General features: G+C 45.5%; 24 protein-coding genes and 1 tRNA gene. 16 read left to right on the forward strand and 9 right to left on the reverse strand.

All coding sequences use genetic code 11. The features are described from left to right. Nucleotides 1-10: 10 nt before the first annotated feature. A complete protein-coding gene (locus ACLWNV_RS01360; RefSeq protein WP_413586103.1) occupies nt 11-439 on the forward strand; it encodes a hypothetical protein in 429 nt (142 codons plus the stop codon). Here ACLWNV_RS01360 and ACLWNV_RS01365 read toward each other — a convergent pair. Beyond that, nucleotides 378-989 (reverse strand): 16S rRNA (guanine(527)-N(7))-methyltransferase RsmG, encoded by a 612-nt coding sequence (locus ACLWNV_RS01365; RefSeq protein WP_413586104.1) that lies wholly within the window; start codon nt 987-989, stop codon nt 378-380. The two genes, ACLWNV_RS01360 and ACLWNV_RS01365, sit on opposite strands and share 62 nt — an antisense overlap. Nucleotides 990-1,004: 15 nt before the next feature. After that, a complete protein-coding gene (locus ACLWNV_RS01370) occupies nt 1,005-1,658 on the reverse strand; it encodes a hypothetical protein (RefSeq protein WP_413586105.1) in 654 nt (217 codons plus the stop codon). 94 nt (nt 1,659-1,752) lie between these two features. Between ACLWNV_RS01370 and tpx the strand changes: the two genes are divergently transcribed. The 4 genes from tpx to ACLWNV_RS01390 all read left to right on the forward strand — a co-directional run bounded on the left by tpx (nt 1,753) and on the right by ACLWNV_RS01390 (nt 5,698). Beyond that, the gene (tpx, locus tag ACLWNV_RS01375) at nt 1,753-2,250 is read left to right on the forward strand and encodes a thiol peroxidase (protein ID WP_413586106.1); all 498 of its coding nucleotides are present in this window, start codon (nt 1,753-1,755) and stop codon (nt 2,248-2,250) included. 64 nt (nt 2,251-2,314) lie between these two features. Next, nucleotides 2,315-3,589, forward strand: coding sequence for a DEAD/DEAH box helicase (locus ACLWNV_RS01380; RefSeq protein WP_413586107.1), 1,275 nt, complete (start codon nt 2,315-2,317; stop codon nt 3,587-3,589). A 9-nt stretch (nt 3,590-3,598) separates the two neighbouring features. Further along, nucleotides 3,599-5,323, forward strand: a complete 1,725-nt coding sequence (locus tag ACLWNV_RS01385) for a DEAD/DEAH box helicase family protein (RefSeq protein WP_413586108.1) — start codon at nt 3,599-3,601, stop codon at nt 5,321-5,323. Between the two features lie 141 nt (nt 5,324-5,464). Then, entirely contained in the window at nt 5,465-5,698 is a 234-nt protein-coding gene (locus ACLWNV_RS01390) for a hypothetical protein (RefSeq protein ID WP_413586109.1), read from the forward strand. A gap of 55 nt (nt 5,699-5,753) precedes the next feature. Here ACLWNV_RS01390 and ACLWNV_RS01395 read toward each other — a convergent pair whose 3' ends face one another. Next, nucleotides 5,754-6,260 carry a pyridoxamine 5'-phosphate oxidase family protein gene (locus ACLWNV_RS01395; RefSeq protein ID WP_413586110.1) on the reverse strand — a complete coding sequence of 169 codons (507 nt, stop codon included), beginning with the start codon at nt 6,258-6,260 and terminating at the stop codon, nt 5,754-5,756. A gap of 239 nt (nt 6,261-6,499) precedes the next feature. Here ACLWNV_RS01395 and ACLWNV_RS01400 point away from each other — a divergent pair, with 239 nt between their 5' ends. The 3 genes from ACLWNV_RS01400 to ACLWNV_RS01410 all read left to right on the forward strand — a co-directional run bounded on the left by ACLWNV_RS01400 (nt 6,500) and on the right by ACLWNV_RS01410 (nt 9,693). Next, a complete protein-coding gene (locus ACLWNV_RS01400) occupies nt 6,500-8,077 on the forward strand; it encodes a L,D-transpeptidase family protein (RefSeq protein ID WP_413586111.1) in 1,578 nt (525 codons plus the stop codon). A 65-nt stretch (nt 8,078-8,142) separates the two neighbouring features. Continuing rightward, nucleotides 8,143-9,450 carry a beta-sandwich domain-containing protein gene (locus tag ACLWNV_RS01405; protein WP_413586112.1) on the forward strand — a complete coding sequence of 436 codons (1,308 nt, stop codon included), beginning with the start codon at nt 8,143-8,145 and terminating at the stop codon, nt 9,448-9,450. A gap of 152 nt (nt 9,451-9,602) precedes the next feature. After that, nucleotides 9,603-9,693: transfer RNA gene (locus ACLWNV_RS01410), tRNA-Ser, on the forward strand. Nucleotides 9,694-9,713: 20 nt separating this feature from the next. Here ACLWNV_RS01410 and ACLWNV_RS01415 read toward each other — a convergent pair. Next, nucleotides 9,714-11,222 carry a hypothetical protein gene (locus tag ACLWNV_RS01415; RefSeq protein ID WP_413586113.1) on the reverse strand — a complete coding sequence of 503 codons (1,509 nt, stop codon included), beginning with the start codon at nt 11,220-11,222 and terminating at the stop codon, nt 9,714-9,716. Nucleotides 11,223-11,289: 67 nt separating this feature from the next. Further along, nucleotides 11,290-11,949, reverse strand: a complete 660-nt coding sequence (locus ACLWNV_RS01420; RefSeq protein WP_413586114.1) for a TetR/AcrR family transcriptional regulator — start codon at nt 11,947-11,949, stop codon at nt 11,290-11,292. Between the two features lie 136 nt (nt 11,950-12,085). On the opposite strand from ACLWNV_RS01420, the gene ACLWNV_RS01425 reads away from it, so the two are divergent. After that, nucleotides 12,086-12,541 carry a hypothetical protein gene (locus ACLWNV_RS01425; RefSeq protein WP_413586115.1) on the forward strand — a complete coding sequence of 152 codons (456 nt, stop codon included), beginning with the start codon at nt 12,086-12,088 and terminating at the stop codon, nt 12,539-12,541. 78 nt (nt 12,542-12,619) lie between these two features. Next, on the forward strand, nt 12,620-13,036 hold the full coding sequence (locus ACLWNV_RS01430) for a hypothetical protein (RefSeq protein WP_413586116.1): 417 nt from the start codon (nt 12,620-12,622) through the stop codon (nt 13,034-13,036). Nucleotides 13,037-13,079: 43 nt separating this feature from the next. On the opposite strand, the gene ACLWNV_RS01435 is transcribed toward ACLWNV_RS01430, so the two are convergent. Together ACLWNV_RS01435 and ACLWNV_RS01440 are read right to left on the reverse strand one after the other, a co-directional pair. Then, nucleotides 13,080-13,979: a fatty acid desaturase gene (locus ACLWNV_RS01435; RefSeq protein ID WP_413586117.1), complete on the reverse strand. Its 900-nt coding sequence runs from the start codon at nt 13,977-13,979 to the stop codon at nt 13,080-13,082. Nucleotides 13,980-14,050: 71 nt separating this feature from the next. Then, a complete protein-coding gene (locus ACLWNV_RS01440) occupies nt 14,051-14,470 on the reverse strand; it encodes an SRPBCC domain-containing protein (protein WP_413586118.1) in 420 nt (139 codons plus the stop codon). Nucleotides 14,471-14,631: 161 nt separating this feature from the next. Here ACLWNV_RS01440 and ACLWNV_RS01445 point away from each other — a divergent pair, with 161 nt between their 5' ends. Next, on the forward strand, nt 14,632-16,665 hold the full coding sequence (locus ACLWNV_RS01445) for an alkyl/aryl-sulfatase (protein ID WP_413586119.1): 2,034 nt from the start codon (nt 14,632-14,634) through the stop codon (nt 16,663-16,665). A gap of 215 nt (nt 16,666-16,880) precedes the next feature. Beyond that, nucleotides 16,881-19,262, forward strand: a complete 2,382-nt coding sequence (locus ACLWNV_RS01450; RefSeq protein ID WP_413586120.1) for an MHYT domain-containing protein — start codon at nt 16,881-16,883, stop codon at nt 19,260-19,262. A gap of 8 nt (nt 19,263-19,270) precedes the next feature. On the opposite strand, the gene ACLWNV_RS01455 is transcribed toward ACLWNV_RS01450, so the two are convergent. Continuing rightward, nucleotides 19,271-21,520 (reverse strand): PA14 domain-containing protein, encoded by a 2,250-nt coding sequence (locus tag ACLWNV_RS01455; RefSeq protein ID WP_413586122.1) that lies wholly within the window; start codon nt 21,518-21,520, stop codon nt 19,271-19,273. A gap of 435 nt (nt 21,521-21,955) precedes the next feature. On the opposite strand from ACLWNV_RS01455, the gene ACLWNV_RS01460 reads away from it, so the two are divergent. The 4 genes from ACLWNV_RS01460 (at nt 21,956) to ACLWNV_RS01475 (ending at nt 25,134) form a co-directional block, all read left to right on the forward strand. Further along, nucleotides 21,956-23,464: a YiiX/YebB-like N1pC/P60 family cysteine hydrolase gene (locus tag ACLWNV_RS01460; RefSeq protein WP_413586123.1), complete on the forward strand. Its 1,509-nt coding sequence runs from the start codon at nt 21,956-21,958 to the stop codon at nt 23,462-23,464. A 191-nt stretch (nt 23,465-23,655) separates the two neighbouring features. Then, nucleotides 23,656-24,054, forward strand: coding sequence for an SRPBCC family protein (locus ACLWNV_RS01465; RefSeq protein ID WP_413586124.1), 399 nt, complete (start codon nt 23,656-23,658; stop codon nt 24,052-24,054). 19 nt (nt 24,055-24,073) lie between these two features. After that, entirely contained in the window at nt 24,074-24,556 is a 483-nt protein-coding gene (locus ACLWNV_RS01470; protein ID WP_413586125.1) for a DUF4442 domain-containing protein, read from the forward strand. Nucleotides 24,557-24,621: 65 nt separating this feature from the next. Further along, on the forward strand, nt 24,622-25,134 hold the full coding sequence (locus ACLWNV_RS01475) for a hypothetical protein (protein ID WP_413586127.1): 513 nt from the start codon (nt 24,622-24,624) through the stop codon (nt 25,132-25,134). Here the strand turns inward: ACLWNV_RS01475 and ACLWNV_RS01480 are convergent. Further along, the gene (locus ACLWNV_RS01480) at nt 25,131-25,910 is read right to left on the reverse strand and encodes a hypothetical protein (RefSeq protein ID WP_413586129.1); all 780 of its coding nucleotides are present in this window, start codon (nt 25,908-25,910) and stop codon (nt 25,131-25,133) included. The genes ACLWNV_RS01475 and ACLWNV_RS01480 overlap by 4 nt on opposite strands. Nucleotides 25,911-25,966 lie beyond the last annotated feature (56 nt).

The following is a 25,966-nucleotide window of genomic DNA, read 5'->3' on the forward strand; positions in this document are numbered from 1 at the left end:
GAGGCTCGCCATGGAATTGCAGAGAGAATTTGTATCCAACCTTCGATCCCGTTCGATGAATTTTTCAAGCTTTATTGAGTCACTGGATTCCATGGATATCGAAAACTGCCACTTCGATCTATTGGAGGGACGGTTGAAGTTCGTTTCCAGGGACGGCGTGTACTGCAGCGAGATAGTTCCGTTTGATTCCAAGGTCGGAGCAAAATTTAAGGACGGTGAAGTTAGGCAGGTTATCCTGGATAATCAAATTCGCAGTTTAAGCCTGCAGGAGTTTGTGGGTCGGATCATGGCTTGTGGTATTTCAAGCTTTACCATTTATCCCGAAGGCCGCCGGGTCATGTACTTTGGCCCGAAGGGTGATTGCTGTTATGAATATATCAGATCAGAACAAGGTGGCGTTCGACGTCAAGAACCGGGGACTTCAACGGCTCTACAGTGACAGTTAGATCCTTGAATTTCTTGCGCGCCAAAGTCAGTTCTTCATCGATTTTTTCTTTACGCGCTTTCAGCAAAAAGTATTTACCTTTTTTTGCATAATAGCTGCGGCTGACATCCAAAATAACATCAACTGGCTTAAAGCCACGGGCAGTGACGATATCAATAGCGTTTAGGTCCTTGGGAATTTCGCCATGAACGTTCAAATTAGAAGCGATGGATTTGCAGCGATTCAGGAAGTTTTGCTTCAAGTTGCTTTTTTCATAAAGGTGAAACTGAACTTCGGGAAACTGGATAGCGTAGATGACTCCAGGAAGTCCTCCGCCAGAACCAAAATCGGCTGCGGCTTTGATGTTCTTAGGGAAATATTTAAGTGGAAGCAGGCAATCAATGACGTGGTTATCCAGCAACTCGTCAAATGTCATCTTACGGCTGATCAGATTTAGCTCTTCGTTTGAAGACCACAGAAGATCGATATAGCTTTTCAACTGAGGTAAAGCTTCCTGACGGAAGCCCAAATCTAAAATAAGAGGGATGCGCTGTTCGAATGACATGCCCCCTTGTATACCCTAAAGGCTGTTTTTGGGTAGTTCCTTTTGAACGAATAAAAATAAATCCCGTTCATTGTACTTGCGTAGGAAAAAATACAACTGTGTGGGATCTTTCATCTTTCGGTGAATCTCGCGAACCGCTACCGGGGTTACGCACTCCAGGGACAGGCGCTGTTCCTGATTGCAAAAGTCAGTCACCGTTTCGTCACCGTTAAAGGGCATCACCGTTAAAGTGATGTAGGGCTTTTGTGTCGGCAGGATTTTACTTTCGATAAACTCGTTGGTCTTAAGCGAATTGGCCAGATCGTGGGGAAGCTTAATCCAGCAAGGCTGCGCACATTGTGCGATTTCTTCGGCAGTGGCCTTGGAGCCATCCTGGATTACGTGGGCAGGTTTTTTAAACTGCTTATAGAACTCTTCCAGAAAGTGAGCCATCAAAAGCTGGGTGTCGGGGCCTTCCGGTAAAACACCCCACAAAACGTAGTGGCTGGTCTGTAAATCCGGGAAAAGACGTAAAACTGTATGATTTGCGATATTGCGCTGATCGGCGCTGATGACCGTAGGACGAATTAATGGCTCTGAACGCAGGCTGACTCCTTTGCGGACCAAATAGATCATGCAAACAGCAATAACGACAGAGACGAGACCCATAATCAGAAATATTTTTTTCATAGGTGAGCGCAGACTAGGACTTCACGGCCCCTGAAGTCAAGACGTGACGGGACTTCCTTAAATCGGTAAATCAATTGAATCAAAGGAGTGTTCCATGGCAACTATCACGCTTAAAGGCAACCCAGTAAATACATCCGGTCAAATCCCAGCTAAGGGATCTGCAGTTAAGGATTTCAAATTGGTTCGTAGCGATCTTTCCGAAGTAAGTCTGAAAGACTTTGCGGGTAAAAAGAAAGTTCTAAACATTTTCCCAAGCATCGACACGGCAACTTGTGCCAAGTCTGTTCGTCATTTCAACGAAGACGCTGCTAAACTGGACAACACGGTTGTCTTGAACATTTCCATGGATCTGCCATTTGCGCAGGCGCGTTTTTGCGGTGCTGAAGGCATTAAAAACTGTGAATCGCTTTCTGCCTTCCGCAGTCACTTTGGCCCAGAGTGGGGTTTGGACATCACGGATTCTCCGCTGAAAGGTCTACTTTCCCGAGTTGTGATCACTTTGTCAGAGGATAACAAGGTCCTTCATGCAGAGCAGGTTCCTGAGATCGCCAACGAGCCAAACTACGACGCGGCTCTGGCTTCTTTGCGTTAGTATTTTTTATAATTTTGGCGGTCCCGATGCAGATTGGGACCGCTTATGATAGACCATCGGGTCTATGAAATTCCAAACTTCCTCTCTTAGTCAGAATTCCTTTCAGGAAATGAATCTTACTCCAGCGCTTTTAACTGCTCTGGAAAATATGTCGATCAAAAAGCCCACTCCGATTCAGGCGAAAGCCATCCCTGCAGTTACGGGCGGATCTGACTTAATTGGAATTGCTCAAACTGGAAGTGGAAAAACTTTGGCTTATGCTTTGTCGGTTCTGAGGGGACTTGCCTCCAAGCCCACGGCACGTGCGTTGGTATTGGCTCCCAGCCGCGAAATGGCTCAGCAAATCTACAAAGTCTTTTTGGATTTGTGCCGTGAAATGCCAGTGTCAGTGTGTTTGGCTATTGGCGGAACTACCGGTTCCAAACAAGCCAATCAGCTTAAGAAGAATCCTAAGTTGATTATCGCAACTCCAGGCCGCATGAATGATCATCTGCAAACGAATAAACTTTTGCTTAAAGATGTCGAGTACGTCGTTATCGATGAAGCAGATCGTATGCTCGATATGGGATTTGCCCCGCAGTTAAAAACTATTCAACAAACTTTGCGCGGTAATCGCCAGACCCTGATGTTTTCAGCAAGCTTTGGTCACAATGTTGATTTGATTGCGCAACTTTTCCTGCATCCTAAAGCGGTGATGATTCGCTCTGAACAAGCTGAATCCCCAGTGGAAAGCTTAAAACAAAAAGTTCTGTTTCTGGATCGCACGATGAAGAATGACCGCCTGCTGGATGAGCTTAATGCCACTCGCGGGGGAGTGATTGTTTTCACCGGCAGTCAGGAAAGCTGCGAAGCTGTCGGCGAGTATCTGCAGTCCTATGGATTTGAGTCTGATCTCATTCACGGAGGCCTTTCTCAAGGTCAAAGAAACCGCGTTGTCCGGGAATTCCGCGAAGGTGAAATCAGAATTGTGGTAGCGACTGACTTGTTGGCTCGCGGGCTTGATGTTCCTCATGTAGATCATGTGGTGAATTTTGATTTGCCATTTCAGGCCGAAGATTTTCTTCATCGCATTGGCCGTACGGCGCGTGCGGGTCGTAGTGGCGAAGCAATTACGTTTGTCACTCCGTCAGACCACCGCATGTACGGCAAAATTAAACATTACCTGCAGGGCGCGAAAGAGGAAAAGATTGATCCCACTTTCAAGTTTATTGATCGTTCCAAGAAATTTGCAAAAAAGGGCGAAGCTAAGTCAGCTCCGAAAAGATCCGGCAAAGGTGCGCCGCCTTTAAAACGTGGAAATGCAAAATCTTCTGTAAATCCATTTAAAAAGCGCAGATAATTGCTTTCTATGTATCAACTGCGCCCGTACCAACAAGATGCGGTCCAAGCGACCCTCAAGCATTTTCGTAAGGAAAAATCACCAGCGGTGATTGTGCTTCCTACGGGCGCGGGTAAAAGTCTGGTCATCGCCGAACTGGCGCGTTTAGCCCGTGGCCGCGTGCTGGTCATGGCCCATGTCAAAGAACTCGTCGAGCAGAATCACGCCAAGTATATTTCGTTTGGTCTTGAAGCCGGAATTTTTTCTGCAGGCCTGGATCGTAAAGACACAAGTCATAAAGTTATTTTTGGCAGCATTCAGTCCATAGCCCGCGCGGATGAATCCTTCTTTGAAAATTTCAGTCTGGTCGTGATCGATGAGTGTCATCGCGTTTCTATGGAAGGCGAGACCCAGTATTTTCAAGTGGTCACAAAGCTTAAGAAGTTAAATCCGGAGATTTGTGTTTTAGGCCTGACAGCGACGCCCTATCGTTTGGGGTTGGGTTGGATTTATCAGTATCATAAGGAAAAGAAACTGCAACAAACCACTGAGGATCGCTTTTTTAAGAAATGCATCTATGAGCTTTCCATCGGATACATGATTAAGAACAAGTATCTGACTCCTCCGCTGAAGATCGATTCCCCGGTCGCGTGTTATGACTTTTCCAGTTTAAAACTTCACGGTACCAGCTATGTGACCTCGCAAATTGAGGCATTGCTGAAAGATCAAAAGCGCATCACGCCTCTGATTATTAAAAACATTGTGGATATGTCGGTGGATCGTCACGGTGTCATGATCTTTACCAGCTCCGTGAATCACGCCATTGAAATCATGAAAAGTCTGCCGCCGTTTGTTTCGGCGTTGGTTGTGGGTGATACGGAAGTTGATGACCGTGACGAAATTATCGAAGCTTTCAAAGCTCGAAAGCTTAAGTACCTGGTGAATGTTTCCGTCCTTACGACGGGCTTTGATGCTCCTCATGTGGATGTGATTGCCATTCTTAGGCCGACCGAATCCGTCAGTTTGTATCAGCAAATCGTGGGACGGGGCTTGCGCTTAAGTGAGGGTAAATCTGACTGTTTGGTTTTGGATTATACCGGTCAGAATCACGACCTGTTTTCACCTGAAGTGGATGACGACAAACCTGCCGGCCACACTGTCATGGTGGAAGTTCCGTGTCCTGAATGCGGGACCGTTAATAATTTTTGGGGCATCAAAGACGCTGAAGGCGAAGTGACAGAGCATTTTGGCCGTCGTTGCAAAGGTGCCTTTCAGGATCCGGTTAGCTTAGAAATCGAGCCCTGTGGTTTTCGCTTCAGATTTAAGCGTTGTCCTGACTGCGGTCACGAGAATGATATTGCAGCCCGAAGCTGCGAGGGATGTCAGGCTGTTCTGGTGGATAACGATAAGAAGCTTAAAGAAGCGATGTCCCTTAAAGATGCCCACGTTTTAAGAGTCGACTCGGTTACATATACCAAAGGATATGATAAAAGAGGGCAGGAGCGTCTTGAAGTGAAATATCACGACGTGGATGCGAAAGCTTTGACCGAGTATTTCTACTTAAACAATGTCTCTGACAGTCGCGCATTTTACTTTAATTTCACCCGTATGCATTTAAAGCTCCCAGGGAAAAAGGTTTTTATCAAATCAGCGGATGAGGCCATCAAATTAAAGGCCCTATTCCGACCTCCGATGTTTGTTATCGCCAGAAAGCAGAAATCCTTTTGGGCGATCCGGGAAAAGATATTCGAATAGACGGTATTTAAGCTGTCTAAACTTTTGACGATCAAGGAAGTTTGCCAAATTGAATCCCTTTATAATGAGCCCGGGTTGAAAAGTCCCGCCCGGAGTAGTATTTCTACGCGGTCTTTGAATTAAACTATCTAAGGAGTTTTTATGAAAACTATGATCGCTGCTTTGCTTTTGATCTCTTCTTCTGCAATGGCTACTACAAATGACACTATCAATATCAAGGTTTTGTCTTATTGCCAGAACAACCAAGTTGTTCGTGAAGTTGATGAGCAAATCGTTTTGGCTGACGACTGTGAAGCTAAGAACCTTACTTGCGTTGACTATGTTAACCAAAGAGGTATTTTCGTTAGATACGCAGCTCGTTGCGAAGCTAAGTAATTAAAAAGGACCTCATGGAGGTCCTTTTTTTTGTCCAAAATTTGGCGTGTGGGAACTAGTGTCTTAGATTCAGTTCCCCATGGCTGCCCATCTTCACGTGTTTTGAACCCGTTGTAAGTTTCACGAACTCCAGTATTTTCGCAACCGGATTGGAATGTCCTTCCCAATACTCGGCTTTTTCAATTTCAACTTTTAATAACTGAACATTCGGATCATTAGGTCCCTGCGGAAACCAGGTTTCATAAGCTTTGGACCACAGCTCGCGCACCTTTTCGGGCTGGTTATCGACAAGCTCGGCAAAGCCGGTTACGGAAACATACTTGCCGCTTCCTGAATAAGTGATGTTCACGCGATTTTCATTCTGAATGTCAGAGGCCTTTTGGGAAGCTCTGGAAATGATAAACCAAAGACTGCCATCGGGCTGAACTTCCTGAGTTACTAATGGAGCGCTATGCAGACTGTTTCCACCAGAAACGGTCACAAGCATCGCGATTTTGATGTCTGAAATTAACTCACCAAGTTTTTTGATTTCCGGGCTGGAGTTTTTAGTTCTATCTTCCATAGGTGTCTCCTCATCTTGTTAACTAAAATTATCGCGCAGTTAATTCAGACGCCCAAGGTGACTTTTCACATGGATGGAACAGTCATGTGGCAAAAAGTTGGATTTCATTTTGGATATTGTTTGTCCTGCTGCCAGCTCCCAGACGAAAATCCCATGTGATTTCACAGGTAAATCCAAATTATTTTCCCTTCTAAAAAGTGCCCGCCTAGGCTGAGGAACATTACTGAGGGGAACATAACATGGAAGTAGTTCAACGATTTACGAGTCGTATCGTAATCGCATCGGTTCTGCCTGTAATTGCATGGGCGCAGTTGCAGACAGTGGCAAAACCAAAGCCGCAAGATCCGCTCGATTATAATACGGTGATAGCAAACATAACCACAGCAGACATGCGCTCCGCTATGAAATCCAGCTGGCGTCATGGTTTGAATCCAAAGCTATATTGGACGGATTCATTGGAGTCCAGTTATTCAAAAGGAGCCAATATTCGCTCGGCGGCGAATAAAGCTTTCTTAAAGATGCTACGGGATCTATACGGCGGCGCCGTGAATCCCCAGTTCGTTGGGTATGATATTAAGTTTGTTGAAAAAGAATTTCTAAGCGCCAAGCAACTGCGTACAGTAGTTCTGGCATCAGGCAATGATGCTGGAAATCTGATGGACGAGATGGCTCCGCAAAATGCCCCTTATCAGTCCACACGCCAGGGGTACTTAAAAATATATCCTGCTTGTGCTGACGGCTCATGGAAGGAGATTGCTCCAGTGAATGTGCCGTTACGTCTGTATACCAAGCATCCTGTCATTTCGCAGATCAAGGCAAGACTTGCGATCATGGGCTATCGCTTCGTGAACATGAACGACACGTTCGATGGGGAACTATTAAGTGCGGTGACTGACATTCAGTGGGGATTAAGAATCAAGCCTGATGGCGAGATTTCCCCAAAAGGAAAAGTCTGGCAGTTCTTAAGCGTCCCGTGCAGTGAGCGCGTTCGTCAGTTGCAAGTGGATATGGAGAAGATGCGCTGGTTCCCTCAATACTTTGAGGATCGCTATATCTTTGTGAATCTGGCAATGTCGTACTTCATTCTAATGGATGTATCGAATCCTGACTATAATCGCGTGATGAGTTTTCGTACTGTGAATGGAAGACCCAGCCGCAAGTCACCCACAATGCGTGACCTAGTGGAAAAGGTTATCTTAAATCCGTTCTGGACAGTGCCGCCGACGATATTCAGTGAAGATAAGGTAAATGATCTGAAAGTTCTGACGAAACAGCAGATCCGCGAATACTTTGATTCCCATCACTATGAAGTCTGGAGCAGGGATTTCCGGCGCAGAATCGATCCGACCAGCATTGACTGGATGGGATTAAGCGAAGGCCGCGTGAACTATGATATCCACATTCGCCAGCTTCCTCATCTGGGTAATGCCTTGGGTGTGGTGAAGTTTGATTTAACCAATGGTTTCTTAATCTATCTGCACGACACCAATCAGCGCGAACTGTTTGATGTGCCAATGCGCCAGTTAAGTTCTGGATGCATTCGTCTGGAAAAGCCATTCGATCTGGCAGAGTACCTTCTGGAAGATACTGCTTGGGATCGCAAAACGATCGAGTCCATGGTCGCACGACCGGGCGAGGTTATGACGAAGTCGACGGAGATTCCGATTCCAAAAGCGAAGCAAACGCCAGTGTATACGGCTTACTTAACTTCCATGATGAGCTCGGACGGTGTCGTCCGCTTTGTTGAAGACATTTACGGTCAGAACAATGCGATCAAGAGATACTTGTCGCCGCTTTTTGTGGAAGAAAGACCGTGAGTACTGGGAAGTGGTTTTTAATTTAAAATAAAAGATATCAAACAGAGGATTCGAAAGGGGTTCAAATGCATTACGGAAAAATTTTACTTTTGGTACTAGCAAGTGCGCACATGGCCAGTGCGGCACCGACTATTGACAACAACGCGAACGGAAAACCGGGACAACTGCCTAAGCCACCGGCTCCACCAACGCAACCGACTCAGCCGCCGACTGAAGCTACATATCCTGGCACGGGTCGCATTGAATCCATCACCAGACAAACAGGTGGAGAGGTTTACCGACTTGAACTGGCGAAGGCTCTGCCATTGGTGCGTGTTGAACTGTCCTCGAAATTGGGACGTTCAAAAGTTTACTCCGCAACTTTGGTGACGTCGTCAAATGATCGTATTCCAATGCGTCAGTTGACTGGTATTAATTTGAACGACGGCAACCAGCCGGTAAGTTCCGAGATTATCACTTCTCAAACAAGTATCGTGGCGATCGAAGTATTGGCCGAAGCGATGGGTGGTGAGTCTGCGATGGATGTCACAGCTTACTCGACTAAAGAAGCCCCACGTTTGGCAATTGGAAATCGCGTTCCAGAATATTCCTGCAAACGTAATATGGATGCCTTGCTGAAAGATAAGCTTGAACCAGTTCAGTTGTGGGTAAGTCGTGCAGAGGGTGCTGCTGCAGGATCTGTTCAGGAGAAATTTGCTGGCAACCAACTGAAAGAGCAGGTTCGTGATTTCGTAGCGACGATGCGCACAGGTGGCTCTTACACAACTTTGAATTATCTGGTGACGTTGATTAACTTCTTTGCCGATCAGTACAACTCGGTTCGTGTTGGTGGTGTGGCAGAGCCTGCTTACCGTGATCTTTTGAATGCAAGTCATGAAACGTTGATGATCGCAATTCAAAATGAATTGCCTTGCCGTAAGTTCCCAAGTCAAACGTTGTTGAGTCTTTCAACAGAGTTCCATAAAAAACTTCAGTCCATGCCAAGCGATGCACGTGCCCGTGCTGGTTTCGAAAAAATGACGAACAAGGTTCGTGATTATGCTCCGGAACAATATCGTAAAGAAATCGCAGCCGCGAATCTTTCATTCCGTGAAGCCGAAGCTGAAGGTCTGAAACTTTACCGCGCCTACGTTGCGGCTAAAGACGGCGAGTTCCTGAAAGAAGCCAACAAAAACATGAGTGCCCACGCATTCCTGGTGGCTGAAAACGCGTTGAAGGTCGAAGTGAAAATGATGGACGTTGAACAACGCTATCAGCTGATCGTAGAGCTTCAGGCGAAATACAACTCTAACGGAGAGTACCCGCAAGCAGTTGCTGCAAGATATTTGAACATCCTGGCTGAGCAAACTTACGGATATAAGTTCTTTAGATAGAGTTCTGGTATATAAAAAGCCACGCGATTTCATTGACTTGACGCGCGTGGCTGTTTTTCGGTCGGGTGGTTTGGTCACGAGAATTCCCAAACAGGCCCTTGCATTCTTATTCACCACTTGCTATGTTGGCTCCTCTTCAGATCGTTCCCGATGGACAGGTGGCCGAGTGGCTGAAGGCGCACGCCTGGAACGCGTGTGTAGGTCAAAAGCCTACCGAGAGTTCGAATCTCTCCCTGTCCGCCATTTTTCTATTCCAATTCGGTTTACTTTTGAGATTCCAATATTCTTGCAATAGAGGCTTCAAATTCCTTTGCGAAGTCCTCAGCAACTCTTCCTTTCATAAAGGCAGGGTTGGTAATGGTTTCCATCATTCTTTCTGGAGACAACTCCAAGCCATACCATTTAACGCCTTCTGCATCCACGTGTGACCACTGAGGGCCCATGTCTTTAAAGCCCATGCCCTGATACATGACGACGCCTTCTGCGGTGTTATAAGTATAAAGGCGCTGTGCTTGGGTGTTGAACTGAGCAGGGCGATCCGAACTGAAGACGCCGCTAAAGAGTTCCAACAAGATAGCGGAGTAACCGACACGGCGTTGACCTGACGCTTTGGAGATCGCAAATTTCACAGGCTCAAAGATTTGTCCTGTATAAATAGCAAAAGGCTTTGTCGAATCAGCGTGCATGTAGTTTTTTAAAGCATCAGCAACTGATGGAGTCATGGCTGACTTGCCATCATGTACGTAGTCCACTAATCCCGGGCGCGGGAGTTCGTAGTGAGGACCAAAGAATTCTTCCATAGGTAGGACTTCGAGGTTTGTCGTATAGGAAAGATCTTTAGTGCCAAGTGATGAAGACTTTGAAGGCAAGTAGCGAGTATCTAAATTATTAAGTCGTTCTTCCCAACGATTCGTCTTTGCATTGAAATATCGATACTGAGCATATGTTGAACGCGTGTAACCGATGCTGCCGACGATCTCGCCAGGAAGATTTTCGCTCGTGGCGTTTTTGACTACGACGTAATCAGTTTTTGTAAGAGCAGAGTATGCTTTGGCAATAAGCTGATCGATAAAATCCGACGTCCAATTTCTGCGGCCATACTGCCCTAGAGAGAATTTGAGAACATCGCCTAAGCTCTCATCAAGAGTTTGCTTGCCAGCGAGATTCGCTCTTTCCATCGCAATCGATAAATATTCAAAATTTTGATCGCGAAGAGTTCCATAGTTTGCAATCTCATTTAAGATACGTTTTCGAAGTTCGCCTCGGCTCCAACCGAACTCTTCAGACAATTTATCAATTTCAGCCAGAACCTGTTTTGGCAGACCGGGGTGAGTCTTGATTTCGTGTTTTTCAATGAAGAAGGGGCCACGGCGATACGTGGTTTTTTCATAGTAAGTGGTGCTGTAAATATCACTGCCGTTGACGCGACCGACGTAATTGGAAATTGGAATTCTTTCGACATTGGCCGACGTCGAAGTTTGGTCAGTGAAAAAGAGTTGGGACTTGGTCGTAGATTTCTTTGAAAAAATCGAGCGCTGAACTTGCTGGATTTCCTTAGTTAGTACGGCGACATCTGGAATTTCATTGGGCTGCAGTTCCCGTGTTCGAGCCTCCCGCCAGAGGAGTTGATATTTAGTGTTTGCGGGGCGGGTGATGGTCTCAGTAAATACGTTTTCACAAGCAATGGGACTGGCTTCCGCCGTGCAGGCGAGGGCCAGCGTAAGGACGCTTATCAGGTGTCTAAACTTTTGACAGTAGGTTGCTATTGCCATTGATTTTACCTCTTTTGAGTCCGAAGCAGACTCTGAGTTTAAGAGGTTGCAAGGCCTATGCTGGGTATTAGGCGCGAGGCTTCCCACCGGCGGCAAAGAAGGCCTGGGAGACGAGGCTTTCGATCAAACCCTTACCTTCATCTTTAAAGTCTTCGGTACCATAGCACAGCATGCCTCCAGCAATGAGAGCTTGGATTGCGGCGGCTGCTTGTTGAGGATTTTCACAAGTGAAGAAGCCCGCGGTTTTTCCTGCCATGAGGAGTGCGGCGATGCGGTCATTGCCGGCCTCTACGGCGACAGTGTTGAGTGCGCGATTTTGTTTTGTATTCACACAGGTACAGACAAATGAGAGCCAAACTTGTGCGTGCAAGCGGGAGTAATCAACCCACTTAAAACAGGAGCGAACATACGCCTCGAGCATTTTGTCAGGAGTTTTGGCTTTCGACATCGCGTCGATTGCGAAGCGCTGAAAAAGAAGTCGCACATACTTGATGGCAAAAGTGCGAAGCTCGACGGGGTCTTTGAAATAGTGAAGCAGTGTCGTTCTTGAAAGATCCGTGTCACGCGCGATCATTTGCATCGACACCTGATCCCACCCCTTTTTTGCGTAAAGTTTTAAAGCACTTTCTAAAATCAAAAATGCCTTGCGCTTGCCTTTGGGGTCGTCCATGCGCAAATAAATTTCACTAAAAACGGTATAAGTGAGGTCATCTTTAGGAATTCTCATGTATTGATTTAATGTTTGAAAACAAGCACTTACAAGACTTTTTCGACAAGCCGTGGAGAATTTTTGGCGCATTGCATTGCGTGGCGATATATTTGCCGCAACTTAAAAACAAGCGGGAAGCCGCATGGAGAAAGAAATGAAAAAGTCAGCATTATTCGCAATAGTTGTATTGGCATTGTCTAACGTCACTTTCGCTCAAAGCAAAAGCTGCTTCAGAGCCAAACAAGGTGAAGCGACGATTAAATCTCTCGATACCAACAAGTCGGAAATAGCTTTAAGCCTGGTCGCTACGTTGGAAGACTCCTCAATTGATAGTAACGGCGATCTTATTCCTGAAAGACTAACGTTGAACGCAAAATCAGAAACAATGCAATTCAGTACGGTTGCAGTTCATTTCCCAGAACTAGGTGAAGGTACCTTTATCGTCGAGTGCGATGGTGGAACCGCGCAGTTGTCAGAGACTGTAAATGGTTACGACATCAATTCAAGATCACTTCAAGGTTCTATCGGTGGTGATTCTGATTGCGGTACATCTGAAGCAGTTATTGTTCTTAAGAATGTTAATCTTGAATCTACGGTTTGCGCTGAATAGTAAGTCGGTTCTTCACTTTTCGGTTTCATTAAAAAAACTAAGGCATTTTGCCAAAACAATTTATTTAAGGAGTATTTTATGAAAAGTCTATTGGTTGTTCTTATTTCTTTGGTTGCTACTCAAGGTTTCGCTACGACAACGGCTATGACGGATATTACCTGCCGCCAAGCTGTTGGTAACGCTATTTACAGTTTCGGCATTAGTTCGGGTGCAGTTACGGCTAACAGATATACTGGTCAAGTGATTCCTGGGAAACGTATTTTGATCGTGAAAGAAGAAAACGGTCAAAGCGATTTGATCACCTCAGTTGTAGCTCAAGAAGTTAACTCTGGTGCATCTTTTAAAAGAAAATTTGCAAATGAATTTGTGCAGGTAGTTTTCACAGATCTTTGGGTAGGCTCTTTGGTCATTGCTGATAACAATTACGGAGTGGAAGTGTTGGCTCTTGGTAATATGACTTGCGAAAGAAATAGCAAAGTGTCTTTCAACGAGTAATCGTGAGTTAAAGTCACCGAAGCACACGTTTCGGTGACTTTCACTAAGCAGCAGAATTGTTCTCTTTCGCTTTAACTTGCGCTGGCAAGTTTTTTGGGTTGATTAGGAACGGATAGGCATGATGATTTCCGTGATAGTACAGATTCCAGGAAATCAAATTCACAAACTTATAAAGTCCATGGTTCAAATTCAAAACTTGAACTTCGTCGCCAGTTTTGCGATGTGTGGCCCAGTTGAACCAGGCATAGTGGTAGCGTTTGAAGACAATGTTCGTTCCATAGAAAAGCACGAAGGCTTTTGGGCCTAAAAGCAGAAACCAAATCATGGAAACAATGGGACTGCGAACCTTGAAGTTTAAAACACTAAGATGGAAAGCTCGAATAGCCCGGTCACCTTTACCATGACACTCAAAGAAGTGATGAGTGAATGCAGCTCCGAAACTTCTTCCGCTATCATCTAAAAATCCCATGTATGTTTGGCCCAATGCTGGGTGGGGATCCAAGTTGGGAATGTCAGTGTGTTTGTGGTGGTAGTAGTGCACCACAGCCCAGATATCAATTGAAAGATTGTGCCAAAATCCCATGAGCTCGCCCAAAAAACGATTCAGAAAACGCGGACGGAAACTTCCATGGGCGGCACTGTGCATGATCGATGAAACAGGAAAGGTTACCAACAGTCCGGCAAGAACCCATAGGATGTCTGTACCGGCAAAGCCTTTGTCGTAAAATACAATGGCAGATCCAAGCGCCAAGCCGCTGAACATTTGCCATGATCCCGCCAGGGTCAGAAGTAAAATCGGCAAAGAGTAAAGTGCCAGGGTTTTAAGCGAAGGCTCAAAATAATAAATGCATGCAGCCAGAATCGGAAGAAACAGGACGGTTCGCACAACCGAAGTTTTAAGAAACCAAAAAGGATCTTGCTTATACTGCTTTAGTCCGACCATGAATGCCCCCCGTAGTGGTATTCAATTTCGGCTAATGTGAGAAAGATTTTACGGCCTGACTCAACTAAATTCTATTTCTGGACATTCGACCGTTGGTCCAGCTTCTCGAGATAACTTTTAATCGGATCCCAGTTGTACTTACGCCATCCCACTTCAATAGAGGGAATCATTTCCTTGGGAACGCCTCGATGGATCAAGACCAGCTCTGTACCATTTTTGGATGTTGGCTTTAGGTTGAAAGTTGCCATCGAAAAAATTCCGTCAGGGAAGCTGTGTCCTTGCCAAGCTTGGACAATTCTTTTGTTGCGAACAAGCTCCACAATAATGCCTGTAGCCTGACCACCATAAACTGAAAACGGTGCACCGGCAGTTTTTCCGATCTTGGCTTTTTTACCTGTTAAGGACGAATATTTTTTGGAATCGGTTAGTAGGCCGTATATCACCCCGGGAGGAGCTTTGAAGTGAACCTTTTGTTTTATCGTTTTACACATCGTGCGCCCCTAAGGATATGTTTTAAGTAATAGAGTAAAGGTTGGCGTTCTGGTTGTGAATGACAAATTCCCAATCAGTATTTTGTATTTCATCATCGGCAATTTTATATATTATTAAACAGAGTAGAATTTTCCTGTTTATCAATGAAACAGGAGGATTGATGTTTATCACTAAGAAATTGGTTGTACTGTGTTTGTTATTACTTGGATCAATGGCGCTGCACGCGGCCGAATCAAGTGTTCCCGCAAACGGCGTGGCTTCGTCGTTTACCAAGAAAGCCCAGCAAGATAGCATCAAGGATTTGGACTTTGCCAGTAAAGAAGACTACGAGCTGGCGAGCCGTGGGTTCATTGCCGCATCCAAAAATAATATTATTCCTACGGCAGGTGTTCCTTATGACTTGCACGCCATGTATTTCACATTGAACAAACCGGCGCCAGATACTGTTAACCCCTCGTTGTGGAGACACGCACAACTAATAACAAAAAATGGCCTGTATAAAGTTGCGGATAAAATTTATCAAATTCGCGGCTACGATGCTTCTAATATGACTTTGATTGAAGGCAAAAAAGGTTGGCTTATCATTGATCCTCTGGCATCAAACGAAGTTGCAGCCGCGGGGTTAAAGCTTGCAAATGAACAACTGGGGGCTCGACCAGTGTCTGCAGTTATTTTTACCCACAGTCATATTGATCACTTTGGGGGAGTAGCTGGTGTTCTCACGGAGAAAGAAATAGCTGACAAGAAGATTCCAATTATTGCACCAGAGAACTTCTCCGAAGAGGCAATTAGCGAGAATCTTTATGCGGGAAATGTTATGACCCGTCGAACTCTTTATATGTACGGTGCGTATCTTCCGAATAATCCTAAAGGTTCTTTAACCTCTGGTTTGGGACCTTTGGGTTCCTTTGGTACAAGATCTTTTGCTGAACCAACAAAGATTATCTCAAAAACTGGTGAAAAAATGACGGTTGATGGGGTGGATATTGTTTTTCAAATGGCGCAACATACAGAAGCGCCAGCGGAAATGCTCTTCTATTTTCCTCAGCTCAAAGCTTTGTGCATGTCAGAAGATGCGGTAGCCACATTACATAACGTCTATACATTGAGAGGAGCCAAAGCCCGGGATCCTTTGGTCTGGTCAAAGGTTCTGAATACCTCACTTGAAATGTTTGGTAATGATGTACAAGTGGCTTTTGCGTCGCACCTTTGGCCTCGATGGGAAAATGCGAAAATCAAAGAATATTTAACCAACCAGCGTGACGTCTATCGCTTTATCAATGATCAAACTCTACGATTGGCGAATATGGGTTATGATCCAGATGAGATCGCGGCAAGAATTAAGATGCCTCATAGTCTGGCCAAAAACTTTTATAATCGCGGCTACTATGGTTCCTTAAGCCACAACGTACGTGCGACATTTACAAACTATTTGGGTTTCTACAACGGCAATCCCGCGACTCTGAATGAGCATCCTCGTGATGAGCAGGCAAAACGGTATTTGACCGCTTTTGGAGGCGCCTCGAAATTTATCCAGGTAGGTAAGAAGGCCTTGGCTGATGGTGACTATCGATGGGCCGCGGAAGTATTAAATCGAGTTGTCTATGCCCAACCTGATAATAAATCCGCAAAAGATCTTTTGGCAAAAGCCTATGAGCAAATGGGTTTTCAAACTGAAAACGGAACGTGGCGAGGATTCTACTTGATGGGCGCCAAGGAACTTCGGCAAAATCGTAAGAATCCAAATCCTCCATTTATGCATCCTGAAAGTTTGCCACTCGCGATGCTATTTGATTATGCGGCCATTCGTATTAATGCAGAAAGAGCCGAGAATAAAAAAATTGGTATCGCCCTTAAAAGTGTGGATACTGGTGAAAACTACTCTTTGGTGTTAAATAACTCTGTTTTATATGTAAACCCACTTAAAGAGAATGAACGTTTTGATACCACGGTCCAGATGAAAGCGATTGATATCAAGAAAGTATTTGGGGGAGTCGTAAGTTTAGACGAAGCCATGAAAAACGGAAATGTGAAGGTTGCGGGCCAAGAGAGCGCGTTAAAAAGTCTGATAGCAGTAATGGATGATATCACACCAAACTTTAACTTAGTTACCCCAGTCGGATATAAAGGATCTGACGCTGTCGCCACACCAATTTCCAAAGTGGAGACAAACGAAAACCAAGCTCGGCGTTAACCTTTATTGTGTTATGGACCACGCGAAGCTCGAATTCTACCTTCGCGTGGTTGTTCTAATTTCACGGAGAGTTCCACTTACAAGGCTATCTGCCTGGAAAATCGAACAAAATCCCTTCACAGGATTATTCTGCACTGTCGTTTCACAGTGATTCTTCATAGACAAAGAAAAATTTAGGTGGCAGTTTTCTCGAGGGTTATGATCTAGGGGTGGAAATGACTCACGCGTACAACGAAGAATTAGTGGCTTTATCTGTTTTGATTGCGACCGTGGGTGCCTACGTTGCATTGAATATCGTTCTTCGTATCAAAGAATCTCTGGGAAAAAACATTCGTTTCTGGTTGCTTGCGGGCTCTATCGCAATGGGCTTAGGGATCTGGAGCATGCACTTTGTGGGTATGCTTGCCATGGATATGCCGGGAATGATGGTTGGCTACGATCTGGGCCTTTCCATTCTTTCCATCATTGTCGCCATCGGTGCCTCGATGGTTGCATTCTATATCGTCAGCCGAGTAAAGGTCTCTCTAGTCGGAGTAATTTTCGGTGGTCTTTCCATGGCAGTCGCTATTGCGGGAATGCATTACATCGGAATGGCTTCGATGGAGATGCCTGTCCGCATTGTATGGGACATGAACCTTGTAATCCTGTCTGTAGTGATTGCAGCTTTTGCGTCTTTTGCAGCCTTGGGCGTGTCCCTGCGTTTTAGAACCACCAAAAGAATTGCATTGCTTCACACATTCGCCAGCTTGTTAATGGGCGTAGCAGTTTCGGGAATGCACTACACCGGGATGGCGGCGGCGACTTATATTCATGATGAACATGTTCATCACTCCCATCAAGGCGTAGTTCTTGGAACTCAGACGCTAGCCTATGTGGTGGTGGGCGCAACTTTGATGATCCTGTTGATGGCCTTGACCGCTTCAGGTTTTGCGCGCGTTTTGGTTCGTCGATCGAAAGAGGCTGACGAGGAAATCACCATCCGCGATATCCTGCTAAAAGAAGCTCAGGAAATTGCGCAGCTGGGAAGTTGGGAAAGAAGTGTCGATGGAACTCAAGTCACCATGTCCGAAGAGATGTACAATATTTATGGTCTTGATAGAAACTCGAAGGTAACCGTAGATTTACTTCTTGGCTTTTCTGATAAGTTAGATCAGGACAGCCTTAAACAGATCATTGCGTCATCAGTTTTAAGTAAGAAACCTTTTAAGTTTGATCACGTTATTCATCTTAAAGATGGAACTACGAAGTTTTTGCAAACACGTGGGCAGTTTGCCCTGGACGATCAAGGTCAGATTTCAAAGATTGTCGGAACTACACAAGATATAACAGATCGAAAAGCGATAGAAAAAGAACTTCTAAAAACCCAGGGCGAGTTGGAATCCCGGGTTCGCGAAAGAACTGCGGATTTAGAACAAGCCCTGATTCGCGAAAAGCACGCGAAAGAAGTTGCCGAAGAAGCCACCAAAGCCAAGATGAGTTTCTTGGCAAACATGAGTCACGAGATCCGTACGCCCATGAATTCTATTCTGGGTTTTGCGGAACTTCTAAGTTCAGAAAATCTGAATGAGGAACAAGAAGGATTCTTGGAGCGCATTCAGGCCAACGGTACTCTTCTGTTGCGGGTTATTGATGATATTCTGGATTTATCCAAGTTTGAAGCAGGCAAGATGCCAATGGAAAAAACATTGGTATCGTACTCCGAGCTGGTAGAGGAAGTTAGGAGTTCCCTTTCCCTGTTGGCAGAGAAAAAAGGAATCTCAATCGAAGTCGAAGAAGTGGGTAATATTCCTGCCAGAATCTATTCAGATCCAGTGCGACTGCGACAGATTCTGGTGAATCTAATCGGAAACGCCTTGAAGTTTTCTGATAAGGGACCAATCACTGTCCGTCTGAAGGCAGAACGCTTTAATGGCAAGATCCGCATTAGCACCGAAGTACAGGATGTCGGAATCGGGATTTCGGCCGAGGGACAACAAAAAATATTTCAGGCATTTGGACAGGCCGACACGTCTATCAACAGAAAATTTGGTGGCACTGGTTTGGGCCTTGTATTGTCACGCCACTTCGCCCGAGCTTTGGGGGGGGATTTGTCGCTCCTGCAAAGTAAAGAGGGCGAGGGCAGTACTTTTCTGTTCACGATTGTATCTGATGATGAAGAGCACCTAAAGGATATTGCTGTTCGTAAAGCAGAAGCCCCAAAGCCGCCGGTGACCCTGATGGACTTTGCTGGGAAAAACGTAAAAATCCTTTTGGCAGAGGACATGCCTGATAATCAGGTTCTAATTCGTCGCTATTTAAGATCCAACGACTTTGACGTGAAATGTGCAAATGATGGTTTTGAAGTTCTTAAAATGGTTTCTCGTGGGGACTACGATATCATTTTGATGGATGTGCAGATGCCCGGTATGGATGGTTTACAAGCCACCAGAAAGCTTCGCTCAGAGGGTTATACCAAGCCGATTATCGCGCTAACCGCACATGCTCTGCGTGAGGAAGTAGAAAAGTCTCTGGAGGCGGGTTGCAATGCGCATCTGACAAAACCTATCAATAGGGCCGAACTTCTTCGCGCAATCAAGGACGCCCTTCCTGAAGGCTAAGAGAATCTCTAAAACAAGAATTGGCGGGGAATGATCTGCTTCGAGCGGGACGGACTTTGCCAATACAGTTGAATCACAGCATAGCCACCGTTTTCAAAGAACTCCAATTGTATGTCGTACTTCTGTCCTGCAGTTAAGGCGATTGTGCCGCAGTTTTCAGTCGCTGCATGATCAGTCCAATTGTTCACAACTAAAACATTATTCACTCGCAAACGAACACCATCATCCGATCGAGTGCAGAACGTGTAGGTTTCAGAATACTGAGCCAACACTTTACCGGTCCATTTAATCGAGAATGTATCACCGACGCCCAATGGGGCGGCACCTTGAGCCCAGTCAAAATTAATAGATCCGTCTATGCGCGAACCTTTAAATCCTGATTCGGTTAAGGTCTTATTGGCATAATAGAATCCCTGCAAACCCATGCCTTGCTCGGGCATTGACTCTGAGGCTGAATCACTGACCGTGACATTCACACTGCCACTGACAGAACCTAAGTTTGCATTCAGTACAGCAGTGCCCTCACTTAAAGAAGTCACTTCGCCTTTTTCCAGGTCAAAGTTACTGACACTGATGACGCTGCTTTGGCTTGAAGTCCAAGCAACAAGATTAGTGAGTTCTGTACTTCCGCCATCACTGAATTGCCCATAGGCGCGGGCCAGGAACTTCTTACCACTGCCAATGCTGACCGAAGTTGGATTTAGTACAATACTGGAAAGGGTCGCTGGTGCCATAACCCACTCTGTAGAAGTCGATTTGCCTTGTAAGCTTGCGGTCACCTGAAAGCTGACAGTCGCGGATCCTGAATAAGTATTAAGCAACGTGCCCTTGCTTTCAGGTGCTGTGCTGATCTGCCCAATACTGGCGTTGGAAAGCCCAAAGGTTGCAGTGTCAGTCACCTCATACTCTAAGCCATCGCTATAAGTGGCATAAGCTTTCAGTGGAATGTTAAGAGCTTTAGGAATTAATAAACCCGCAGGGCTAAGTCTGATGCTGGATACGGTTGCAGAAGTTGCAGTAACTGTGAAACTTGCAGTTTTTCCCTGCCATAGCACCTGCACTGAGGTCGTCCCCACTCCTTGAGTAATAAGCGTGCCTCGCTGACGATCCGAATCCTTTAATGTAGCGACCTGAGTATCTGCGACCACCCATTGCACCAGTTCGTTAACAACTTCGGTGGAGTTGTCATCATAGTTTGCGGTGACCGTGATCTTTTTTTGACCACCCACTGGCAAGGAGACAGCGCTATCCGATAAAGAAAGTGAATTAAGTTTCTTGGCTGATACTTTGATAAGTCCAGTGGCGGAACCAGCCCCCAGGGACGCTGATATATTTGTACTTCCCGCACTTAAGAACTGCACCAGGCCCGAAGTGAATGAAGCAATTGAAGCATCACTCAATGCCCAAGCCGCAGAGCCGGTGACATCTGTCAGGGAGCCATCAGACAATACCGCCATAGCGCGAATATTCTGACCTACCCCTAAAGATCCGTTTAACAAAGCGGGGCTTAAAGAGATTGAAGATACTGAACTGCTAGAAACTGTGATTGCCCGAGTGGTCGTAACGGAACCTACCTCGGCCATCACATTAGCGGTGCCTCCAGAGATTGCATTGACTAATCCTTTATTAGAAGTGGTATCAACGCTGAGCTTGCTATTATCCGAGCTGCTCCAAACCGCCGTTTGCGTGAGATCTTGAGTCGAGCCGTCATTATAAGTACCGATAACTTTCAAATTCTTCTGTGTTGCTGCGAGCATCGTAATTTGGCTGGGACTTATTTGTAACGAAGTCAGTGTGACACTTTTCACAGTGACGTTCTTACTCACTTGCGTGCCAGCAAAAGAAAAGCTCACAGAAGTCGAGCCGGCGGAAGTTCCGGTGAATACCAGGCCACTTTTACTTAGAATCGTAGCATCAGTAATCAGCCAGTTTCCATGATTGGTAAGACTGCGCACCTGGTTGTCAGAATAAACGCCAACCGCATCGGGAGTGAACGTCGCGCCCAGATTTAATTGCGCAGGAACATTTGAAACGGATATCGAAGATAAAGTTGGACATGTAATTTGAATATTCGAGATATCAGCACTGGCAACAGTACCGCTGGCATTTTGTAAAGTACACGGAAGCGCCGGGTTTTGAGGCTGACTTAATATAGTCACCGCATAAGGATCGCCAGATTTGATTTTAGTAGAAAATGAAAATGAAGTTGCGCCCGCTGCAAGTGCCACGCTTTCAGAGCCATTCAATCTAACAGTCATTGAATCATGCGCTAATCCACTCACACTGCCACTAATTGCATATTGTACTATTGGAGACGGGGAGGGAGAGGGTGACGGTGACGGCGAAGCAGATGCTGTTGGCGATGGCGAAGGTGATGGAGTCGAAGCGATTGGATTAATCGACGGCCCATCCTCTTCCTCGGAAGGGGAGCTGCATCCCGTAAACAATACGGTTACTAAAAGTGATAGAAGAACGTGCCGTAAGCTTGATCGCATATGCTTCTCTATCGGTGCGGGAATTCCGAAGCTTCATAATGCAAAAGTGCTTAAGCATTCGTATTTCCGTTACAAATAAGAAACCGCTTTCGGAAACAGCTAAAAGCTCTATGACACTTGAGTGGAAACGACGGTCCCTAGGTCCAGTCATGATCACCTGTGAAATGCCGAATAGTAAGGGAACATCGGAGGCTTAGCGTGAAAAAGCTGGTATTGGCATTTGCAGGAATAGGTTTGATTTCGGGCTGTACAGGACAATCCATAAAAACGGAAGCAACACCGACATCTTATCGTAATCCCGCAAGCAGTACTGAGCTGATTTCTGGAAGTCAGAAAGTTTTAGCAGACATCAACAATCCGCAGGTCTTCAATCCTCAAACATGTTCGTCTGTTGTGCATGGAATTACCGAATATCTTTACTATCTTCCAGCCGACCATTTCATTCCAAAAACTTCAGTTGAACAAGAGCAGCTGCGCGCGCACGGACCCGAAGTGCTGAATACGATTTTTCAAATTCGTGTCTCCCTTCATGAAAAGCTGAAGGAGTTCGATTCCAGAAATGAACTAGGTAAAGACTGTGTTCAGAAGCTTCGTGAAGGGTTTCAATACGCGCGTTTTTCAGAAGAGTATCTTTTAGACTGGCTTTACGCTCAGAAAGTTTACTCCTTCAAAAAGACGCCTATTTTGGTTAATGATCAGCCCAGCACGTGGACGAATCCTAAGTTTTCAGGATTCCAACTTCAATCAGGTGACGTAATGTTAGTGCGTGGTAAATCATACGTCTCCGCGATGATCGCCAGAATCGCAGACGAGGAGGGTAATTTCTCTCACGCAGCGATCGTGGCCGAGGATAAAATGGGTCGCAAGTACGTGGTTGAAGCTTTGATTCAACACGGAGTTATTGTCACGCCTTTGGAGAAATGGCGTCAGGCCGAAGACTCCCGTGTGGCTTTATTCCGTTACCCTGACCAGAATCTTGCGAAGAAAGCCGCACGCCAAATGTATGATTGGGCGCAGGCCGCTTTGGATCGCAAACAAGGCATTCGCTATGACTTTGCCATGAACGACGATGATTACTCTGCGATGTTCTGTTCCGAAGTCATTCGCGCAGCCTATGACCGTGCCTCTGGTGGAGAGATCAAAATTCCAAAATTCAGAAGCACAGTTTCCAAGTTTAAAAACAACAAGTATCCGCGCTCCTTGGGAGTAACAAAAACATCCCTATTTGCGCCCTACGATGTTGAAGTCGATCCGCGATTTGATTTTGTAGCGGAGTATAGATTCATGCCACTTCTTCGTCAGGTGCGTATGCAGGATGCTGTTTTGCAAAGCGTATATGGCTGGATGATTGAAAAAGGTTATGACTTTCACTGGGACATGAAGCACACATCAAAATCGTACTTGGCAAAGCTGGTCAGACAGTTCGGTATGGTAAAGGAAACTTTGCCGAAATATATGCCGATCAATGCCATTGAAACAACCGTGCAGTTTGAAGCTGTCGCCGTAGCATTGGAAAAAAACATCTATCAAAAAGAGCAGGAATTCTACAAAAAGAATGGTTACCTGCCGTCATTCCAGGATTTACTGGCGATCAATGAAGCTTACCGCATTCAAGACTGCAAAGATGGTAAGCGTCTGACCCTGCCGGGATTAAATCGTTCAGAGTTCCATGGCTTTTTCTACAGTGACTCCAATAAGTGTGAATAGTGACATGACTTCCGTCACACCCTGAAAGTTCGTATTGAAAATTTCCCGAATGGAACTTTCAATACTCTTTTGGGGGAGTGATGAAGTTAAAATCATTATTAAGTGCTTTTATAATTTTATTCTGTGCAACTGCAGGGTATTCCCAAGTCAAAATGTTTAAATCAGCTGTGCGACCCACTAAAGGAATTCTTGTGACATATCCATCCCGTCAAATCAGCGTCTCGATCAACAGAACTGTTGGTGACGTTTATGACTTCGCCGCTAATCCAGAAAATATGAATTTGTGGGCGCAAGGTCTGAGTCGCGCCAAACTGATTAAGTCAGGTGAAGAATGGGTGGCGGCATCCCCGATGGGGAATGTTAAGATTCGTTTTTCGCCAAAGAATAACTTTGGTGTTTTGGATCATGACGTGACCCTACCTTCAGGAGTAGTGAATCACAATCCACTGCGTGTGGTGAAAAACGGCGAAGGCAGCGAAGTGATTTTTACTCTGTATCGTCTTCCTAAAGTTTCAGACGCTGATTTTGAAAAAGATCAAAGTGCTGTACTCACGGACTTGAAGGCCCTAAAGTCTATTCTGGAAAAGTAGATCGTAAAGGGGCGTCGCAATGATAACCGCTATCCTAAGAAAAATGGGTTCAAAAACACCTGGCTGGGTGGTGGCAAGATTGATCAGTATCTGGCCCCCTTACCTGGGTGCGGGTATCAAAGTTATGGAAATCGCTCCAGACTATCGGTACATCAAAGTCTGTCTTAAACAAGCTTGGTACAATCGAAACTACGTAGGGACTCAGTTTGGCGGCTCGCTTTATGCTATGACCGACCCGTTCTTCATGTTGATGTTTATCAATAACCTTGGTCATGACTATTATGTTTGGGATAAGGGCGCGACCATTGATTTCGTTTCTCCAGGGAAAACCAAAGTGACTGTGGAATTTCGAATTGACGATGCCATCATAAACAAAGTTCTGCAGGAAACGGCCTCGGGTGAAAAGTATATCTTTGATCTGCCCGTGGAAGTTCTTGATGCTGACGGGGCGTTGGTAGCCACTGTTTTAAAGAAGCTTTACGTTCGTAAAAAGAAAAAGTGAAGCTGCAGCTGTTAATTGAAAGTTTTTAGTTGTGCAAAGTATCTGCACTTGTCACCATTGAATCCATGAAAACCATCCGATATTTAGCATTCGTTTTAGTTTTTGGTTCTGTGGCTTTGCACGCAAATCAAGCTCTGGCTGAAGGTAGCTTTGCCAAGCTTGCGTTCTTTTACAACAGCAATACTGCTGAAGAGTCCGGTTCCAGCAGCAAAACTTCCCGTATGGTTTACGATGTCAGTGCCTACTATATGTTTCAGGGAAGCTCCTGGGTTTTGGGCGCTCTTTACCAAAACGAGAATTCAAGTTCGACGGCCTCTGTGGACAGAACTTCCTATGGCGTCAGCGGCGGGTATATGACTAAAAAAGAGTCCGGATTCTATATGCTGGCTACGTACTTTGTCTCTTCCAAGTACGGTGACTATGACGGTGGAAATGGGTATCAGGTCGACTTGGGTTATAAAGTTCCAACGCGCATCCCATTGGCTTTTCAGATCAGCTACAAACACTTCGATTACTCCAAGTACGATCACTCGGATACTCTGTTGGATCCCTACTTTGGCGTGATGATCATGTTCTAAAAAGAAATTTGAAATCGAATGTCGATGTTACTGGGAAGTACGCCCGGCGCCGCACTGATTTTGTCGGTGGCATCTATGGTACTTTCAGTATAAGTCTCATACGCCCCTTTTAACAGGCTGGCGACAACGCTAGAGGCAACCCCAATCCAGTAGGCTTGTTTCTTGGTGATATTCCATTGGCTGTAAGCCAAAGCCGCAGTGGAAACCGCCACCAGGCTTCCTGCGACCGAATTGATGATCTTTGATTTGATTTCTGAATTCTGATCATCCTTAACCGTTAATCCTTGTACCAAAGTTCCCGCGCCGACCTCCATCAGGATATCCGTGGGGTCATCTGTTTTTACATTGGCAGGTCTGGATATATCTGTGGAGAACTGCAATAGCTGCAGGTCTGCCAGTTGTTTGTGTTCATCAAGAGTCATAATGAACTGCACTGTTTCAGGAATTTTATTGAAGTCAGTTTTATTGTCGCACTGAAAATCCAGAATTGTGAATTTGCCTGCAGTCGTTACTTTTAAAGATTTTGAATAACGGTCATTCACAACGTTCGGAACACAGGCTTTTACGAAGAGCTTCCAAACCGCAAAGGCCGTTGTTGGCATTGAGGAATTATTCACCATCAATTGCCCGGAATTTAGTTGCAGGGCGCGGTCAGCCGTCATGGAGTACGCAGTATATTTAGAGGTTTTCGCAGTATAAAGTGCGGAGGCAAAGGCTGGCAGAGCTAAAAAAGCACTGATAACCGGAATAGCAAAAAGTAAAGCTTTTAGAGTCATCCCCAACCCCTTTTGTGATGATGGGGGAATAGCTAAACCCGTGCCACGGTCGAGAA

The organism is Bdellovibrio sp. HCB274 (genome assembly GCF_047306075.1).
Lineage (GTDB): Bacteria > Bdellovibrionota > Bdellovibrionia > Bdellovibrionales > Bdellovibrionaceae > Bdellovibrio.